This is a genomic window from Guyparkeria sp. SCN-R1 (assembly GCF_003932495.1).
In the GTDB taxonomy this organism is placed as follows: domain Bacteria; phylum Pseudomonadota; class Gammaproteobacteria; order Halothiobacillales; family Halothiobacillaceae; genus Guyparkeria.
Genome location: NZ_QZMT01000002.1, coordinates 62,499 through 79,859, shown reverse-complemented (window position 1 = coordinate 79,859; position 17,361 = coordinate 62,499). Strand labels below are relative to the sequence as shown.

The following is a 17,361-nucleotide window of genomic DNA, read 5'->3' as shown; positions in this document are numbered from 1 at the left end:
TGCGCGCGCGGGCGGGAATATCATGGGAGCGGCGGCAGGCGCGGTCGGCAGGTTGCTCTAGCTCGTGCGGACGTACAGTCCACCGGGCAGGGTGGACACTTCTCCCGCCAGTTCAAGCATGAGGAGGATGGAGGAAACCTCACCGGCGGTCAATCCGCTCGCCTCGATCAGGGTGTCGGCCGGTTGCGGGTCATGGCCGAGCAGGTCGAGGATGCGCTGCTGGTCCGGATCGCGCACCGGGGCGGGCCCCTCGGTCGCCGAATCGGTCGCGGTATCGGCGGCCCGGCTCAGTGCGGCGGCGGTCGCTTCCAGTTGACGGCGCAGGGTGGGGGCGAGTTCCTCGAGCACGTCCTGACCGGTCTCGACCAGTTTTGCCCCCTCGCGGATCAGTCGGTGGCAACCGCGGGCCAGCGGGTTGTGGATCGAGCCGGGAATGGCGAAGACATCACGACCCTGCTCGCCGGCCAGGCGGGCGGTGATCAGCGAGCCGCTCTTGACCGAGGCCTCGACCACCAGCACGCCGCTGGCCAGCCCGCTGATCAGCCGGTTGCGACGCGGGAAGTGTCCGCGGCGCGGTTCGGTGCCCGGCAGCCATTCGGACAGGATCACCCCGCCGCCGGCAACGATCTCGTCGGCCAGCGAGGAGTGTTCGGGCGGATAGATGTGGTCGAGGCCCGAGCCGAGCACGGCGATGGTGATCCCGTCGGCATCCAGCGTGCCCCGATGGGCCTCGCCGTCCACGCCCAGGGCCAGCCCGCTGGTGATCACCAGCCCCTGGGCGGCCAGATGGCGGGCGAAGGCGCGGGCGTTCTGGCGTCCGCCGGTGGTGGGCGTGCGCGAGCCGACCATCGCGACCTGCGGCTCGCTGAGCGCGGCGATGCGACCGCGGGCAAAGAGCGCAGCCGGGGCGTCGGGGAGATCCTCGAGGGCGGCGGGGAAGTGCGGGTCGCCGCGGGCGATCAGGTGGTGGGTCTCGTCGGCGGCCAGCCAGTCGGCGATTGCCCTGACCTTCTCGGCATCCGGGCGGGCCTGGATAACGCCCTCGGGAAGCCCGGCGTGGCGCCATTCGCCGCGTGGGCTGTCGAGGGCAGCCTTGGGCGTGCCGAAATGCGCCAGCAACAGACCGAGCCGCTTGGGACCCATGCCGTGGGTCGCAAGCAACTCGATCAGTGCGGTGGTTTCGTCGCCGTTACCCGGGGCGATCGCCCGGGCGTTCGGCGAGGAGGTCGGTGCGGGAGGCACCGCTTAGAGGCGACTTCCCTGAACCGGGGTCTGGGCGAGATCGCCCTCGTGGACCGGCTGGGTGGCCTTGATCACCAGCGCGTAGCTGACGCGGTCGTAGGCACGGAAGACCATGGCGGTGCCGATCGGGTGATCCGGGAGCAGCACGGCCGGACCGTGGGTGGCCTCGCGGCCATCCTCGCCGGTGTCGCGCTCGGCGAAGCGGTCCTCGACCACGCGGCCGCGCTTGCTGATCTGCAGCAGGTCGCCGGCGGTGACGCCCGATTCGCTGCCCCGGTCGATCACGACCACCTGCTGGCTGCCCACCTGGGTGATGGCATCCGGCAGCAGGATGATGGTCGCGTCGATCGGGAAGGCCGGGATCTGCGGCGTGACGTCGCGATCGAAGGCCTCTTCGGTCATCTCGACCAGGCGGTCGCCTTCATTGACCTCGCGCACGGTGTCTTCGAGCTTGACGGTGGTCGGGTCGCCGGTTTCGACCACGTTGGCCTCGCCCTTGAAGATGGCGCGGTAGCCGAGGTGCTCGTCGGTGCGGCCGTCGACCAGGGCCTCGCCTTGTTCGACGACGGCAAAGCGCTGCTGCGAGCCGTCGAGCGGCGGGCGGACGTAGGCGGTGTCGCCGCTGCTGGCGTGAATCGAGCCTTCGCGGTTGGCGAGGATGTAGGGGGCGGCCTCAAACTCGTCCTCGTTCATCACCTGGTCGTGGGTCAGGAACGGGCGCACCAGGTCGAGCGGCACGGCGGTGACCGCCGGCGGCAGCGATTCGTAGCGGATGTGCGGGCGCAGACCGACGGACAGCCGCGGGCGATCGCCGACGAAGACGATCTGTATTCGGTCGCCCGGATAGATGCGGTGCGGGTTGGCGATTTCCGAGTTGGCGTACCAGATCTCGGGCCAGTAATAGGGATCCTTGAGGAAGTGGTTGGCGATCGACCAGAGGGTGTCGCCCTTCTTGACCACGTAGTCCTCGGCGGACAGGTCACGGAACTGGTCGCGGGTTTCCTCGGCGGAGAGGGTCCGCTTGACCGGGCCACGCTCGGCGCCCAGCGGCAGGGCATCGGCGGACATCGGTTCGCGTGGGTTGACCACGTCGTCTTCGGTCAGTGCGCAGCCGGTGAGGCTGGCGGTCAGCGGCATCAGGCCCACGAGCGCGAGTGCCGGGGCGAGTGCCAGGGGGAGTCCTTTGGTCGATCTCATCGTTACAACGTCCTTGGTGTCCGGCCGAGAGCAGCCCGCGTGCGAACTGTTCCCCCGTGATTGTCGACATTCATCTGGGTTCTGCCGAGTGCTGGCGTACAATGTATCCCCAAATACGGCTTGTTGTAAAAGATTTCGCCCTTACCGTCCAGTCGGTCAGCGGGCGAATGAATCGCCGTGCCAGTGACCCCACCGTGGCGAATAATTGAAACCAGTGACCGACGTATGAGCCTGCGAGACATCCTCATCTATCCCGACGACCGCCTGCGCGAGATTGCCCGCCCGGTTGATTCCTTCGAGCCCGCGCTGGCCGAACTGGTGGCCGACATGTTCGAGACCATGTACCAGGAGCGCGGTATCGGGCTGGCCGCCACCCAGATCGACGAGCATCGGCGGCTGTTCGTGGCCGACGTCAGCGAGGATCGCAGCGGGGCGATGGCGTTCGTCAATCCCGAGATCGTGGCCCGCGCCGGGGAAGTCGAATCCGAAGAGGGTTGCCTGTCGATCCCGGGGATCAACGAGACCATCCCGCGCGCCGAACGCATTCGCGTGCGTGCCCACGACGAGAAGGGCAAGGCCATCGAGCAGGATCTCGACGGGCTGCTCGCCATCTGCGTCCAGCACGAACTCGACCACCTCGACGGTCGCCTGTTCATCGACTACCTCTCGCCACTCAAGCAGCAGCGCATCCGCAAGAAGATGGAAAAGGCCGCGCGCCGGGAGCGTGTATGACCCTGCGCATGGTCTACTGCGGCACGCCCGATTTCGCCGTGCGGGCACTCGAGGCGCTGGCGCGCCTCAACGAGATCGGCGGCGAGAAGGTCGAACTGGTCGCTGCCTACACCCAGCCCGACCGCCCGGCCGGGCGGGGCAAGAAACTCACCGCCTCGCCGGTCAAGCAGGCCGCGCTCGAGCTGGGTTTGCCGGTCGAACAGCCGCTCTCGCTGCGCGACGAGGCCGCCCAGGCGCGGCTGGCCGAGTATCGGCCCGACCTGCTGGTCGTCGCCGCCTACGGACTGATCCTGCCGCCGGCCGTGCTCGAGATGCCACGTCTCGGCGCGATCAATATCCACGCCTCCCTGTTGCCGCGCTGGCGCGGGGCGGCGCCGATCAATCGCGCCATCGAGGCGGGCGATACCGAAACCGGCATCACCATCATGCAGATGGAGGCCGGGTTGGACACCGGGCCGATGTGGTTCAAGCGGATCGAGCCGATCCATCCCGATGATACCGCTGCCACTCTCCACGATCGGCTCGCGCCACTCGGTGCGCAGGCGCTGATCGAGGCGCTGCCGGCCATCATTCGGGGCGAGGGTGCGCCCGAACTGCAGGACGATGCGCAGGCCTGCTATGCCGCCAAGCTCGCCAAGCCCGAGGCAAAGGTCGACTGGCGCGAGCCGGCGGAGCTGATCGAGCGCCGCGTGCGCGCCTTCAACCCCTGGCCCGTCGCGCAGACCACGCTGGACGGCGAGCCGTTGCGCCTGTGGGGCGCGCGCGTCGTCGATGGCCGCGCGGGGGCGACACCCGGCGAGGTGATCGAGCTGAGCACTGATGGCCTCGTGGTGCACACGGGGAGTGGTGGTCTGGAATTGACCCGCGTGCAGCGCGCCGGCGGCCGGCCGATAGCGGCCGCCGACTTCGCCCGCGGCCGAGATCTGCTGGGGGTGCGGCTTGGCGGATAACCCACAGGCCGATCGCCAGTCCAGGCGCCGCCCCGACGGCCAACGGGGGCGCCCGCGTCGCCGTCCCGGTGGCGCCGATCACGGCGGGGCGCCGCGCTCGCCCGAGGCCCTGGTCGCCGAGGGGTTGCTGCAGGTCGTCGATCACGGCCGTTCCCTCGATAGCGTGCTGCCCGAGCTGACCGCGCGCGCGCAGACCGCCCACCGCAGCGTGGTTCAGGCGATGAGCTACGAGGTGTTGCGTCACTACGAGCCGCTGGCCTGGTGGCGCGACCAGCTGCTCGACCGTCCGCTCAATCCGCGCGCCGCCGAGGTCGGCATGCTGCTGCTGGTCGGCCTCGAGCGCCTGACCGGCTCCAAGCGCGAACCCTCGCGCGTGGTCAATGCCGCGGTGCATGCCGCCCGCGAGCTCAATCACAACTGGGCGACCGGGCTGGTCAACGCCGTGCTGCGGCGTGCGGTGCGTCAGATCGAGGCCGGCGAAACGCCGTTCGACAACGCCCCGCCCGCGGTACGTGCCCGTCTCCCGGACTGGCTGTTCGGCATGCTGGCGAACGACTGGGGCGAGGAACGCACCATCGAGCTGGGCGAGCAGCTGGCTACCCACCCGCCCATGACCCTGCGGGTGAATGCCGCCGAACAGAGCGTGTCGGCCTATATCGAGCGCCTTGCCGAGCAGTCGGTTGAGGCCAGCGCCACGCGCCACGCCCCCCACGGGGTGGCGCTTGCCACGCCGCTGGATGTCGAGCGGCTGCCGGGTTTTCACCAGGGCGAGGTGTCGGTGCAGGACGAGGCGGCCCAGCTGGTGGTCGACCTGATGGACCTGTCGCCGGGGCTGCGCGTGCTGGATGCCTGCTGCGCCCCCGGTGGCAAGACGCTGGCGATGCTCGATTCCGAGCCAGCCGTGCAGATGACGGCGGTGGATATCGACGTCACGCGCCTGGCGCGCGTGCAGGACAATCTCGAACGCTCCGGGCGTTACGCCGAGCTGGTCTGCGCCGACCTGACGTCGCAGTCGATCGAGCCGCCGGCGAGCTTCGACCGCATCCTGGCCGACGTACCCTGTTCGGCCACCGGCGTGATCCGGCGCCACCCGGATATCAAGCGCCTGCGCCGCCCCGAAGACCTGGATACCCTGGTGCGCCGGCAGCGCGAGATCCTGGAGCGGCTCTGGGCCTTGCTGCGCCCGGGCGGGCGCCTGGTCTACGCAACCTGCTCGATCCTCAAGCGCGAGAACGCCAAGCAGGTCGAGTCCTTCCTGCGCGATCACCCGGACGCGGTGGCGGTGCCGCTGGATGTCGACTGGGGCGAGCCGCAGGTGGTCGGTCGGCAGCTGTTCCCGCAGGCCGACGGCCACGACGGCTTTTATTACGCGGTGCTGGAAAAAGCGGTGGCCGACGGATGAGGTGGGGCCGCGTGTCACGTCCGGGTTGGTTGCTCCTGATGCTCGTGATCGGGCTCGGCGGCTCGGCCGGGCTGCACGCGGATGCCCGGGTGATCGACGTGCATGCCGAGGTGCGCGAGGAGTCGGTGTTCCTGGATGCCAACCTCGAGCTGTCGCTGGGCAGCGAGGTGATCGAGGCGCTGCGCAACTCGATCGCCGTGAACCTGATCGTCGAGGCGGAGATTGCCGAACCGCGCGAATGGCTCTGGGATCGGCGCCTGCTGTCTGATCGGCGGCGGCTGCGCTTGGAATACCACGCGCTTTCCCGTACCTGGGTGGTCACCGACTATCACGCCCGCGAGACGCACACCTTCTCCGAGCTGGTCGGCGCGGTCGAGTCGCTCTCGCGCGTGCGCGCCTGGCGGCTGGGTCCCTGGGCGCCGCTGGCCGACAAGCCGCGCCTGCTGGGCAAGCTGCGCGTGACGCTGGACGTCAACAAGCTGCCGCTGCCGCTGCGCGTTCCGGCATTGTTCAAGGACGCCTGGGATCTCGACAGCGACTGGTTCCTGTGGGGGCTCTCGGAGGTGCGGCGATGACGCGTCTGGGCCGCCGCATGCAACGCTGGGTCAGGCGTGCCATCCCGCCGATCAGCGCGACGGTCATCGTGCTGCTGCTGGTGCTGCTGTACCTGGTCTCCGACTCGCTGCGCGCCGTCGAGCAACCCGAGGGGCTGTTCCTGGCGCTCCTGGGTATCAGTGCGGTGGGGCTGTTGTTCCTCGCCATGGTGGTGCTGTGGCACATCGTTCGGCTGATCCGCGATTATCGCCGCGGCACGCCCGGTGCCCGGCTGACCGCCCGCCTGGTGGTGACCTTCGTCGCGTTGTCGGTGGTGCCGGTGGCGATCGTTTTCTACTTCTCGCTCACCTTCGTGCAGCGCGGCATCGATTCCTGGTTCGACGTCCAGGTCGAGCAGGCGATGACCGACGCGCTCTCGCTCTCGCAGATGTCTTTCGACGGGCGCATGCGCCAGGCCCTGGAGGAGACCCGTCGTGCGGCCAGTGACCTGCAGGATGGCGGGTCGGAATTGATTGCACTGAAGCTCTCGCAGGTGCGGCGCACTACCGGTGCCGAGGAGATGACCATTCTCGGCCAGCGCAACTTGATCGTCGCCTCGTCCTCTGAAGATTCCACTAGCATCGTCCCGGCGCGGGCCGACGATACCGCGCTGGCGCATGCCCGCTCCGGCCGGGATTTCATCGGTCTTGATCCCGGCGGCGACGGCAATCTGCAGATCCGCGTGGTCGTGCCGATGGAGGCCGGGCTGACCAGCGAGGGTGGCAAGCGGGTCCTGCAGGCCCTGTTTGACGTGCCCGACGACGCCAACGAGCTTTCCAAGAGCGTGCAGGATGCCTTCAACGACTACCGCGAACTGGTCTACCTGCACAGCTCGCTCAAGCAGACCTTCACCCTGGCGCTGACCCTGGCGCTGCTGCTGTCCCTGCTGACGGCCGTCTGGCTGGCCTTCCTGGCCGCGCGTCGGTTGCTGAGCCCGATACGCGAGCTGGCCGCCGGCACCCAGGCGGTCGCCGAGGGCGACTACAGCCTGCGCCTGCCGGTCGACCGGCGTGACGACCTCGGTCAGCTGGTCCAGTCGTTCAACACCATGACCGCCCGGGTGCGCCGGGCCCACGAGGTGATGCGCGAGCTCCAGGAGCTCGCGGACAAGGAACGCGATTATCTGGACACGGTGATCCAGCACCTGTCCTCCGGCGTGCTGACGCTGTCCTTCGACGGGCGCATCATCAGCGGCAACTCCGCCGCGCAGCAGATCCTTGGGGTGGCGTCGGAGGAGTTGTTCGAGGGAACACTGCAGGCGGTCTGTCGCGAGCATGCCAGCCTGTTGCCGCTATGCGAGGCGTTCCTCGACCGGTTGGGGGCGGCGGGGCCGCCTCCCGGCGAGACGGTCGAGGCCCAGGTGCGCATCATGAACGGCAGCGGCCGGAAGGTATTGCTGGCCCGGCTTGCGGCTCTGCCGCCGGATGGCGAGAGTGACGCCGGTGGCTACGTGATGGTCCTTGAGGACGTCACTGCGCTGATCCAGGCCCAGCGTGACGCGGCATGGTCGGAGGTGGCGCGCCGTCTGGCCCACGAGATCAAGAATCCGCTGACCCCGATCGGGCTGTCGGCCGAGCGGCTGCGCCGGCGTATCCTGCCGCAGCTCGACGAGGAGCATGCGCCGATCCTCGATCGGGCCACCGCCACGATCATCGCCCAGGTCGACGCCATGAAGCAGATGGTCAACGAATTCGCCGAGTACGCGCGCAGCCCGCAGGTGAGCTTCGAGCGGCTCAACCTGCAGGCCCTGGCCGGCCAGACGGTCGAGCTCTACCGCGGCAACACGGCCGTCAAGGTGCGCTACCTGCCGGAGCTCGACGAACCGGTATGGGTCGAGGGCGATGGCAACCGTGTGCGCCAATTGCTGCACAACCTGATTCGCAACGCCAGCCAGGCGCTCGAGGAGCGCGGCGCGGTGGCCGGCGAACCGATCGTGTTGCTTGACCTGCGGGTGGTCGGGGAGGAAGGGCATTGCCTTGCCGAGTTGACGGTGGCCGACAACGGGCCGGGCTTCCCGGCCGAGATACTCGACCGCCTGTTCGAGCCCTACGCGACCACCCGGCCCAAGGGATCGGGGTTGGGCCTGGCGATCGTCAAGAAGATCGTCGAGGAGCACGCCGGGGCCGTGCATGCCTGGAACGCGTTCGAGCAGCTGGAGAATGACGACACCGAGGCGGGCCGGCGGCTTGCCAATCACGGTGCTCGCGTTACGATTCGCCTACCCTTGGAATCGGGGCGCTGCGAGGCACGGGACAATCGCCGCCGCGAAGGCGCTGAAGTCGAAAAGAGTCGCCACGAGGGCGCCCAAGTCGAAAAGGGCCGCCATGGTGGCGCCCACGTCGAAAAGGGTCGCCAAGGTGGCACCCACGGAGAAACGGGAATTTCCTGACGAATGAGTATCGGACACATCCTGGTCGTCGATGACGAGAGCGAGATCCGCAACCTGCTGGCCGACGTGCTTGAGGACGAAGGGTTCACGGTCAGCAGCGCGGCCGATGCCGTCGAGGCACGCGGCTCGATCGCGGTGCGGCGGCCCGACCTGATCCTGCTGGACATCTGGATGCCCGGCACGGATGGCATCGGTCTCTTGCGTGAATGGCACGAGCGCGACCAGCTGGTCTGGCCGGTGATCATGATGTCGGGCCACGGTACGGTCGAGACGGCCGTCGAGGCCACCCGCTTGGGTGCGTTCGACTTCATCGAGAAACCCATCTCGCTCGACAAGTTGCTGCTGCTGATCGAGCATGCGCTCGACAACCGGCGCCTGGCGCAGGAAAACGCGGCACTCAAGCGCGGCGAGGTCGACCCACTCGATTTGATCGGCGATTCCGAGTACATGCAGGAGTTGCGCGATCAGGCGAAGAAGATCGCCGACCACGATGCCTGGGTGCTGATTTCCGGCGAGCCGGGTACCGGCAAGCAGGCGCTGGCTCGATTCATCCACCGGCATTCGGCCCGTCGTCACTTCCCCTTCGTCGACACCGGCGGCAGCGCGGTCTCCGGGCGGCAGAACGCCGCGGTCGAGCTGTTCGGTGCCGAGGAGGACGGGCGCATCCGCTACGGGCTGCTCGAACAGGCCAATGGCGGGACGCTTTTCATCGCCGAAGCGGCCGACATGGACGAGCAGACCCAGATGCAGCTGATCTCGGCGCTCGAGAGCCAGTCGTTCTTCCGCGTCGGCGGCAACGAGCCGGTGCGGGTGGACGTGCGCGTGATTGCCGCGACTCGCAAGGACCTCGAGGCCGAGGTGCGCGCCGGCAACTTCCGCGAGGACCTCTACTACCACCTGTCGGTGGTGCCGGTGCACATCGAGCCACTGCGCGAGCACCCCGAGGACATCCCGGTGCTGCTGTCGCACTACCTGGAGACGGCCCACAAGGTCGAGGGCCTGCCGCGACGCGAGCTGACCATCGGCGCGCGTAACCTGCTGCGCTACCACCACTGGTCGGGCAACGTCCGCGAGCTCAAGAACCTGGTCCAGCGCCTGCTGATCCTGGGCAGCGGCGAGGTGATCGACGAGCAGGAAGTCCAGCGGGCGCTGGGGCTTGCGCCGATGGACGAGGCCGGCGCGGACAACAGCCCGGCGCTGGTGTCGCTCAACCTCGACCTGCCCCTGCGCGAGGCACGTGACGAGTTCGAGCGGCGTTACCTGCTCGCCCAGTTGAAGAACGTCGACGGCTCGATGACCGAGCTCTCGCGGCGCACCGGCATGGAGCGCACCAATCTTTATCGCAAGCTCAAATCACTGGGCATCCAGACCGGCGGCGAACGATCCACGGGGACGAATGCATGAAGGTGATCGTGCTGGGAGCCGGCCAGGTCGGCAGTTCGGTGGCGACCGCGCTGGCGACCGAAACCGACAACTCGGTCACGGTGGTCGATACCGACGTCGAGGCGCTCAACTGGCTTCAGGAACGGCTCGATATCCGCACGGTGACCGGCCTGGGCTCGCAGCCCAGCGTGCTCCAGGAGGCGGGTGCGGCCGATGCCGACATCCTGATCGCGGTGACGCATTCGGATGAAACCAACATGCTCGCCTGCCAGATCGCCTGGACGCTGTTCCACACGCCCACCAAGGTCGCGCGGATCCGGGTCACCGACTACCAGGATCACCCGGCGTTGTTCGACAACGCGGCGATCCCGGTCGACTTCATCATCAGCCCCGAGCGGCTGATCAAGGACTACATCGCCCGGCTGATCCAGTACCCAGATGCCCTGCAGGTGCGCGAATTCGGCGACGGCAGGCTGTTGCTGATCGGCATGGAGGTCGACCGCGGCGGGCCCATGGTGGGCGAGCCCATCCACCGCTTGCGTGATTTGCTGCCGGGCATCGAGGCGCGGGTGGCGGCGATCTACCGACACGAGACCTCGGTCCCCCCCGAGGGCGACACCCGCCTGCTGGCCGGCGACGAGGTGTTCTTCCTGGCCAGGAAGAGCGACATCCGCCGCGTGATGAGCGTGATGCGCCCGCTCGACAAGCCCTACAAGCGCATCATGATCGCCGGCGGCGGCAACATCGGCGGGGCGCTGGCCGGCAAGCTCGAGGACGATTACCAGGTCAAGCTGATCAGTCACAACCTGCGCCGAGCGCGTGAACTGTCGGCTTCCCTCGATCGCAGCATCGTGCTCTCGGGCAATGCCTCGGACACGGAACTGCTCGAGGAAGAGAACATCGAGGACATGGACGTCTTCCTGGCCCTGACCAACGACGACGAGGACAATATCCTCGCCGCCATGCTGGCCAAGCGTCTCGGGGCGCGGCGGGCGATGTGCATCGTCAACCGCACCGAGTACGTTGACTTGATCGAGATGGGCAGCATCGACATTGCCCTCTCGCCTCACCAGATCACCATCGGCGAGGTGTTGACGCACCTGCGGCGTGGTGACGTGGTCAGCGTGTATTCCCTGCGCCGTGGCGCGGCCGAGGCGATCGAGATCATCGCCCGTGGCGACGAGAGCACTTCGCGGGTGGTCGGCCGGCGCATCGACGCGCTGAATCTGCCGCGCGGCACCACCATCGGGGCAATCCTGCGCGACGATGAAGTCCTGATTGCCCACCACGACACCGTGATCCGGTCGGATGACCACGTGGTGCTGTTCCTGACCGACAAGCGCCGCATCGGCGAAATCGAGCAGTTGTTCTCGGTCGGCTTCGGCTTTTTCTAGGGTCGGCAGCGAGCTCCAATGCAATTTCTGATCGTCATCCGTATTCTCGGGATCCTCCTGATGGTCTTCGGCCTGACCTTCATCCCGCCGTGGCTGGTGGGCTGGGTCATGGGGGATACCAACCTCACGCCCTTTGTCCTGAGTTTCGTCATCAGCGTGACGCTCGGTGGCGTTCTCTGGGGGCTGACGCGCAACTACCGCCGTGAGATGAAGCTGCGTGACGGGCTGCTGATCGTGGTGTCGTTCTGGGTCGTGCTGGGCCTGATCGGTTCGACACCGATCTACCTGCAGCCGGACCTGGGCTTGAGCTTTACGCAGGCGGTGTTCGAGTCGGTCTCGGGTATCACCACCACCGGCGCGACGGTGATCACGGGGCTCGATGAGCTGCCGCGCTCATTACTGTTCTACCGTCAGCAACTCCAATGGCTTGGCGGGTTGGGGATCATCGTGCTGGTGGTGGCCTTTCTGCCGCTGCTGGGTGTGGGCGGCATGCAGCTGTACAAGGGCGAGATGACCGGTCCGATCAAGGATTCGCGCCTGTCGGGCCGCATATCCGAGACCGCCAAGGTGCTCTGGCTGGTCTATACCGGCATCACGGTGCTCTGTGCGCTGGTCTACAAGATCGAGGGCATGAGCTGGTTCGATGCCGTCAGTCACTCCTTTACCACCGTGGCGACCGGCGGGTTCTCCACCCACGACGCGAGTTTCGGCTATTTCCAGAACCCGACCATGGAAGTCACGGCCATGGTCTTCATGATCCTCGGGGCGCTGCCGATGGCGCTGCACTTCATCGCGCTTCGGCATGGCTCGCTGCGTGCCTACTGGCGCAGTGCCGAGGTGCGCTTTTTCCTCGGCTGGATGGCCGCGGTCGCGGCGATGGTGGTGGCGTTCTTCCTGGCCAACTGGCCGGAGGGCAGCTGGCTCGACACGGTGCGCCTGAACCTGTTCAACCTGGTTTCCTTCGCCACGACCACCGGCTACACCGCCACCGATCACACCGCCTACGGGCCGTTCCTGATGCTGCTGCTGGTGATGACCACCGTGATTGGTGGCTGTGCCGGCTCGACCACCGGCGGGATGAAATCGGTGCGCGTCATGCTGCTGGCCCGTCAGGGCTTTCACGAGATACGCCGCCTGATCCATCCGCACGCGGTGTTCGTCATCCGCCTGAGCGGACGTCCACTCGACCCCAGTGTGATCAGCGCGGTCTGGGCCTTCTTTGCCGCGTGGATGTTCACCTTCCTGTTCTTCTTCTTCGCCATGCTGTTCACCGGCATGGACATCGAGTCCGCCCTGGGCGCGGTGCTCGCCACCCTGGCCAACCTCGGCCCGGGCATCGGCTCGGTGGCCAGCAATTTCGCCTCGGAGTCGGATACGGTGCTGTGGCTGGGCATGCTGGCGATGATCCTCGGGCGCCTCGAGATCTTCACCGTGCTGGCCATCCTGTTGCCGATGTTCTGGCGGCGATGAGCCCGAGCAGTGGCACCGTCGGGCCGCCGGTGTTTCGTCGCCGACTGCTCGCACCGCGTTATTGGCCCACCTGGCTGGGGATCGGCCTGCTGCGCCTGCTGGCTGTTGGCGGGCACCCGCTGCGCCGTGGCGCGGCATGGGTGCTTGCCGGGCTTTACCGCCGTCTCAACCCGCGCCGGGTCGGCATCATCGCCACCAACCTGCGGCTGTGTTTCCCGCATCAGACGGCTGAGACCCGCGAACAATGGCTGCGTCAGTATCTGGATCGGCACATGCTTGCGCTGCTGGATCTCGGGCGCATCCGTCGTGCCCGCCGCGGCGAGCTGACCCGTCAGACCGAGGTGGAGGGACAGGCGGTTCTCGACCGGCTGCGTGCCGAGCCCGGCCTGATCCTGACCGTGCACAGCGTCGGATTGGAGTGGGCCGCGGCCATGTTGGCCGAGACGGTCGAGGGCTCGACCATCTACAAGCCCTTCGCCGACAACCCGGTGATCGACTGGTGGTTCGGCGGGATGCGCACCCGGCACGGCACCGAGGCGTTGCCGCGTTCGCGCGGCATGGGGCCGCACCTGCGCGCCCTGAGGTCGGGGCGGAGTTTCTTCTATATCGCCGACGAAGATCTGGGCGCCGAGCACAGCATCTTCGCGCCATTCTTCGGCGTGGAAAAGGCGACCCTGCCGCTTGCGGGCAAGCTGGCGCGGGCCAGCCGCCGGACGGTCTATCCGGTGATCGGTCAGCTCGACGAGGTCACGGGGCGGTATCGGTTGCGATTCCTCGAGCCGGTCGACTTGCCCGCGGGCAACGACCGCGAGGCGGCCACGGCGATCAATCGCGTGATCGAGGAGTTGGTGGTCGATGACCCGGCCCAGCTGATGTGGTCGCTCAAGTACTTCAAGACCACGCCGCCGGGCGAGGACGATCGATATCGGGACTGACCGGCTGGCGCCTGACGCCTGTCGTCAGCCTTTCTGGCGCTGCTCGCGCCGGACCCGGCCGCTGGCCTGGCGTCGAAAGCGCCGGTAGGTCCACTGGTACTGGCTGGGCTTGATCCGCACGACTCGCTCGACCTCGCGGTTGAGGGCCGCGGCGGCCTCGACGGCGTCCTCGTGGCCGATGGGCTCGGTGACCGGCGTGTAGTGGATGCGAAATCCGCCGGCATCGGGCAGCCGCTCGGCCCAGCCCGTGAAGGCGGGTGCGCCGGTGCGTTGTGTCAGCGTGCGGATCAGCGTCATGGTCAGTGCCGGCTGACCGAAGAACGGTGCGGTCACCCCCTCACCATGTCGTGGCGCCTGATCGGGCAGGATGGCGACCAGTTCGCCGCGCTTGAGCGCACGCAGTGCCTGCCGCACCCCGCCGAGATTGGCCGGGGCCATCGAAGCGCCGAAGCGGGATCGTGCCTCTACCAGTAATCGCTCCATGGTGGGTTCGCGTGGCGGGCGGTACATGACGGTCGTCGGCACCCGTGCGGCGGTCATCAGTCCGCCGAACTCCCAGTTGCCCAGGTGAGGCCCCAGCAGTATTGCACCACGCCCCTCGGACAAGGCCTGCTCGATCCGCTCGAAGCCGGGCATGTCGATCATCATCGCCTCGACGCGCTCGCGTGGCCAGCGCCAGATCGGACCGGTTTCGAACAGCCCCTTGCCCGTTTCGATCAGGGTTTGCCTGGCAAGGGCCTCGCGTTCCGCCTCGTCCTTCTCCGGCAGGCACAGGGCAAGATTGCTCTCGACCGTTCGCCGCATCGATCCGTGCATGAGCCACGCAAGTTTGCCCATCCAGATGCCCATTCGCTGGGCGGCCGGCAGCGATAGCCAACCCAGGCCGGTGAGCACGGTACGCGCGGCGGCCAATCGTAGTTGGCCGCGCCAGCGGTACCGGGCGGTGTCGCGTCGCTTGCTCACGCGTGGTTGTCCGCAATCGGGGCGGCCGGTGTCGCGTGAGTGGTAGCGTGCGCAATGGCCCGATCGGCGCCATCGGCAACCAAGGGCGCGATGGCCGACCGGAGCGAGTGGAATAGCTGGCCGTTGTCCCGCTCCTCGGTCGCGAGCAGCTGCTTGAAGTGCTCGCGCTGGGTGGGCATAGCAAAGCAGGCGGGGCAGTTGTCGTTGATCACCGGCAGCTCGAAGCGGCGGGCGAAGTCGACCAGGGCGGATTCGCGCACATCCACCAGCGGGCGGATGATGCGCACGTCGCCGGCGTCGTTGAGGTAGTGCGCCTTCATGGTGTTGAGCTTGCCGCCGTGAAACGCGCTCATCATGAAGCTCTCGGCAAGATCGTCGAGGTGCTGGGCCAGCGCCAGCACATTGAAGCCTTCCTCGCGGGCGAGCCGATAGATCAGCCCGCGCTTGAGCCGTGAGCAGAACGAACAGTAGGAATCCCCGCTCATGTGCTCGTCGGCCAGCGATACGATGTCTTCCTGCACCCGGTAGTGGCGTATGCCGAGTGATGCCAGGTACTCACCCATCGGGCCGGGGTCGAAACCGGGCACCATCGGGTCGACGGTGATCGCGGCGATCTCGAAATCGATCGGCGCGCGCCGCTGGATATGCCGCAGGATGTGCAACAGCGAGAGCGAGTCCTTGCCGCCGGACAGCCCCAGCAGCACCCGGTCGCCGTGATGCAGCATCTGGTAGTGCATCACGGCGCGGGCCACCTGTTTCTGCAGGCCGCGGCCGGGCGTTGCCCAGCGCGCCTTGGGCGTGTCGGCGATATCGACGGGATCGTTCTTCAGGGTGACGGGCATGCGACGGCTCGATGGAGTCGTTGGTGTTGGACGGCCATCTTACCAGTCGTGATCTGGCCGCGACGTCGTCGGGTCGCGCGGGGTTAATCGTCGTAGATGGGGCGGCCGCGGTAGTAGCCGCGGATGCGAGGGCCGGCTTCGCCGGCATCGCCGGGTTCGGCGGCGGTCGTGGGCTGGTCGAGCGAGGCGGCGAGGGCCTGCACCGCCGGGTCCTCGCTCGCCCGGGAGAGGCGCAGCAGGCGTTGTTCGACGCCGTAGCGAGACATGTCGACCGTGATCCCCATGTCCTTTTCCAGGGCGCGCTTGAGTTCGATCAGGCGTTGCATCTGCCCGGCTCAAGGCACGCAGAGCGGTATGGCATTCGTGCAGAGTTTCCCTAGACTGATTCCGGCCAACTGGCCCGTTCGTCCACCGCAGCCAATCGAGGTCCGCCTGCATGCGTGCGCTCTATCCCCCGATCGAACCCCTGGTCAATCACAGCTTGCCGGTCGGCGACGGGCACGTCCTGCATGTCGAGGAATGCGGCCGACTGACCGGCCTGCCGGTGCTGTTCCTGCATGGCGGGCCGGGGGCGGGTTGCACCCCGATGCACCGGCGGTTCTTCGACCCGGACCGCTACCGCATCATCCTGCCGGACCAGCGCGGTGCGGGCCGCTCGACGCCGCATGCCGGGCTGGAGGCCAACACGACCGCCCACCTGATCGCGGATCTGGAAGTGCTGCGCGAAACGCTGGGCATCGACCGCTGGCTGGTCTTCGGTGGTTCCTGGGGCTCGACCCTGGCGCTGGCCTATGCCCAGGCCCACCCCGAGCGGGTGAGCGGGTTGATCCTGCGGGGCGTGTTTCTCTGTCGCCGGCAGGACATCCGCTGGTTCTACCAGGATGGAGCCTCGCATGTGTTCCCCGATTACTGGCGCGATTACCTCGAGCCGATCCCCGTCGACGAGCGGGATGACCTGGTCGCTGCCTATCACCGTCGACTCAACGGCGATGACCAGATCGCCCAATACCACGCAGCAAAGGCCTGGTCGGTGTGGGAAGGACGCTGCGCCACGCTGCGGCCCGAATCCGAGGTGGTGGACTACTTCGCCGATGCCCATCACGCCCTGTCGATCGCCCGGATCGAGAACCACTATTTCATGAACGATTCGTTCCTCGAGACGCCGCTGCTCGATGGCATGGATCGCCTTGCCGATATTCCGGGGCACATCGTCCACGGGCGCTACGACATGGTCTGTCCCGTCGATCAGGCCTTCGCGCTGCACGAGCGCTGGCCGAACGCCACGTTCGAGGTGATCGATGACGCCGGTCATGCCGCAAGCGAGGCGGGGATCGTCGATTCGCTGGTGCGTGCCACCGACCGGTTCGCCGACGAGGCGCGTTCATGATCGGCCTGATCCAGCGTGCGCGGCGGGGTGCCGTACGGGTGGATGACGAGGTGGTCGGCGAAATCGGGGTCGGGCTGGTCTGCCTGGTGGGGGTCGAGCAGGGCGATGGGCCGGCCCAGGCCGAGCGACTGGCCGAGCGCGTGCTCAACTACCGCGTGTTTCCTGACGAGGCCGGCCGGATGAACCTATCCGTACAGCAGGCCGGGGGCGGGGTGCTGGCCGTGCCGCAATTCACGCTGGCAGCGGACACCCGTCGCGGCAATCGACCCAGTTTCACCCCGGCCGCCGCCCCCGATGTGGCGGAAGGGCTGTTCGGCGTCTTCGTCGACTCGCTGAGCCGCCGGCACCCCGGGGCGGTGGCGACCGGGCGTTTTGGTGCCGACATGCAGGTGGAGCTGGTTAATGACGGACCGGTGACCTTCTGGCTACAAGTGCCGCCGTCCGCTTGAGCGTGCCGGAAGCGGGCGCTGTGTCCCGCCGA

General features: G+C 67.6%; 16 protein-coding genes. 11 read left to right on the top strand and 5 right to left on the bottom strand.

Going from position 1 to position 17,361, the window contains the following annotated elements; translation table 11 throughout:
- Positions 1 to 57 precede the first annotated feature (57 nt).
- On the bottom strand, positions 58 to 1,242 hold the full coding sequence (dprA, locus tag D5687_RS01825) for a DNA-processing protein DprA (protein WP_240031389.1): 1,185 nt from the start codon (positions 1,240 to 1,242) through the stop codon (positions 58 to 60).
- A 3-nt stretch (positions 1,243 to 1,245) separates the two neighbouring features.
- Complete coding sequence (locus D5687_RS01820) at positions 1,246 to 2,439, bottom strand: LysM peptidoglycan-binding domain-containing protein (RefSeq protein ID WP_125198056.1); 1,194 nt, start codon at positions 2,437 to 2,439, stop codon at positions 1,246 to 1,248.
- A gap of 225 nt (positions 2,440 to 2,664) precedes the next feature.
- On the opposite strand from D5687_RS01820, the gene def reads away from it, so the two are divergent.
- The 9 genes from def to D5687_RS01775 are packed head-to-tail and all read left to right on the top strand — an operon-like array spanning position 2,665 to position 13,688.
- Positions 2,665 to 3,171: a peptide deformylase gene (gene def / locus D5687_RS01815; RefSeq protein ID WP_125198055.1), complete on the top strand. Its 507-nt coding sequence runs from the start codon at positions 2,665 to 2,667 to the stop codon at positions 3,169 to 3,171.
- Positions 3,168 to 4,121, top strand: coding sequence for a methionyl-tRNA formyltransferase (gene fmt / locus D5687_RS01810; protein WP_125198054.1), 954 nt, complete (start codon positions 3,168 to 3,170; stop codon positions 4,119 to 4,121). Before def ends, fmt begins: the two co-directional genes overlap by 4 nt.
- Positions 4,111 to 5,523, top strand: coding sequence for a 16S rRNA (cytosine(967)-C(5))-methyltransferase RsmB (rsmB, locus tag D5687_RS01805; protein ID WP_158611713.1), 1,413 nt, complete (start codon positions 4,111 to 4,113; stop codon positions 5,521 to 5,523). The genes fmt and rsmB overlap by 11 nt, the downstream gene beginning before the upstream one ends.
- Before the next feature lie 11 nt (positions 5,524 to 5,534).
- Positions 5,535 to 6,098 carry a DUF4390 domain-containing protein gene (locus D5687_RS01800; RefSeq protein ID WP_158611712.1) on the top strand — a complete coding sequence of 188 codons (564 nt, stop codon included), beginning with the start codon at positions 5,535 to 5,537 and terminating at the stop codon, positions 6,096 to 6,098.
- The gene (locus D5687_RS01795; protein ID WP_125198051.1) at positions 6,095 to 8,506 is read left to right on the top strand and encodes an ATP-binding protein; all 2,412 of its coding nucleotides are present in this window, start codon (positions 6,095 to 6,097) and stop codon (positions 8,504 to 8,506) included. The genes D5687_RS01800 and D5687_RS01795 overlap by 4 nt, the downstream gene beginning before the upstream one ends.
- Before the next feature lie 3 nt (positions 8,507 to 8,509).
- On the top strand, positions 8,510 to 9,910 hold the full coding sequence (locus D5687_RS01790) for a sigma-54 dependent transcriptional regulator (RefSeq protein ID WP_125198050.1): 1,401 nt from the start codon (positions 8,510 to 8,512) through the stop codon (positions 9,908 to 9,910).
- Positions 9,907 to 11,283 carry a Trk system potassium transporter TrkA gene (gene trkA, locus D5687_RS01785; RefSeq protein WP_125198049.1) on the top strand — a complete coding sequence of 459 codons (1,377 nt, stop codon included), beginning with the start codon at positions 9,907 to 9,909 and terminating at the stop codon, positions 11,281 to 11,283. The genes D5687_RS01790 and trkA overlap by 4 nt, the downstream gene beginning before the upstream one ends.
- Positions 11,284 to 11,301: 18 nt before the next feature.
- Entirely contained in the window at positions 11,302 to 12,753 is a 1,452-nt protein-coding gene (locus D5687_RS01780) for a potassium transporter TrkG (protein WP_125198048.1), read from the top strand.
- Complete coding sequence (locus tag D5687_RS01775) at positions 12,750 to 13,688, top strand: lysophospholipid acyltransferase family protein (protein ID WP_125198047.1); 939 nt, start codon at positions 12,750 to 12,752, stop codon at positions 13,686 to 13,688. The genes D5687_RS01780 and D5687_RS01775 overlap by 4 nt, the downstream gene beginning before the upstream one ends.
- 24 nt (positions 13,689 to 13,712) lie before the next feature.
- Here the strand turns inward: D5687_RS01775 and D5687_RS01770 are convergent, their stop codons facing one another.
- From D5687_RS01770 to D5687_RS01760, 3 genes are all read right to left on the bottom strand, one after another.
- Entirely contained in the window at positions 13,713 to 14,651 is a 939-nt protein-coding gene (locus D5687_RS01770) for a lysophospholipid acyltransferase family protein (RefSeq protein WP_125198046.1), read from the bottom strand.
- Positions 14,648 to 15,388 (bottom strand): ATP-binding protein, encoded by a 741-nt coding sequence (locus tag D5687_RS01765; RefSeq protein ID WP_240031391.1) that lies wholly within the window; start codon positions 15,386 to 15,388, stop codon positions 14,648 to 14,650. Before D5687_RS01765 ends, D5687_RS01770 begins: the two co-directional genes overlap by 4 nt.
- 188 nt (positions 15,389 to 15,576) lie before the next feature.
- On the bottom strand, positions 15,577 to 15,819 hold the full coding sequence (locus tag D5687_RS01760; protein ID WP_125198044.1) for a hypothetical protein: 243 nt from the start codon (positions 15,817 to 15,819) through the stop codon (positions 15,577 to 15,579).
- A 110-nt stretch (positions 15,820 to 15,929) separates the two neighbouring features.
- Between D5687_RS01760 and pip the strand changes: the two genes are divergently transcribed.
- Together pip and dtd are read left to right on the top strand one after the other, a co-directional pair.
- A complete protein-coding gene (gene pip, locus D5687_RS01755) occupies positions 15,930 to 16,880 on the top strand; it encodes a prolyl aminopeptidase (RefSeq protein ID WP_125198043.1) in 951 nt (316 codons plus the stop codon).
- The gene (dtd, locus tag D5687_RS01750) at positions 16,877 to 17,329 is read left to right on the top strand and encodes a D-aminoacyl-tRNA deacylase (RefSeq protein WP_125198042.1); all 453 of its coding nucleotides are present in this window, start codon (positions 16,877 to 16,879) and stop codon (positions 17,327 to 17,329) included. The genes pip and dtd overlap by 4 nt, the downstream gene beginning before the upstream one ends.
- The last annotated feature ends 32 nt before the right edge of the window (positions 17,330 to 17,361 follow it).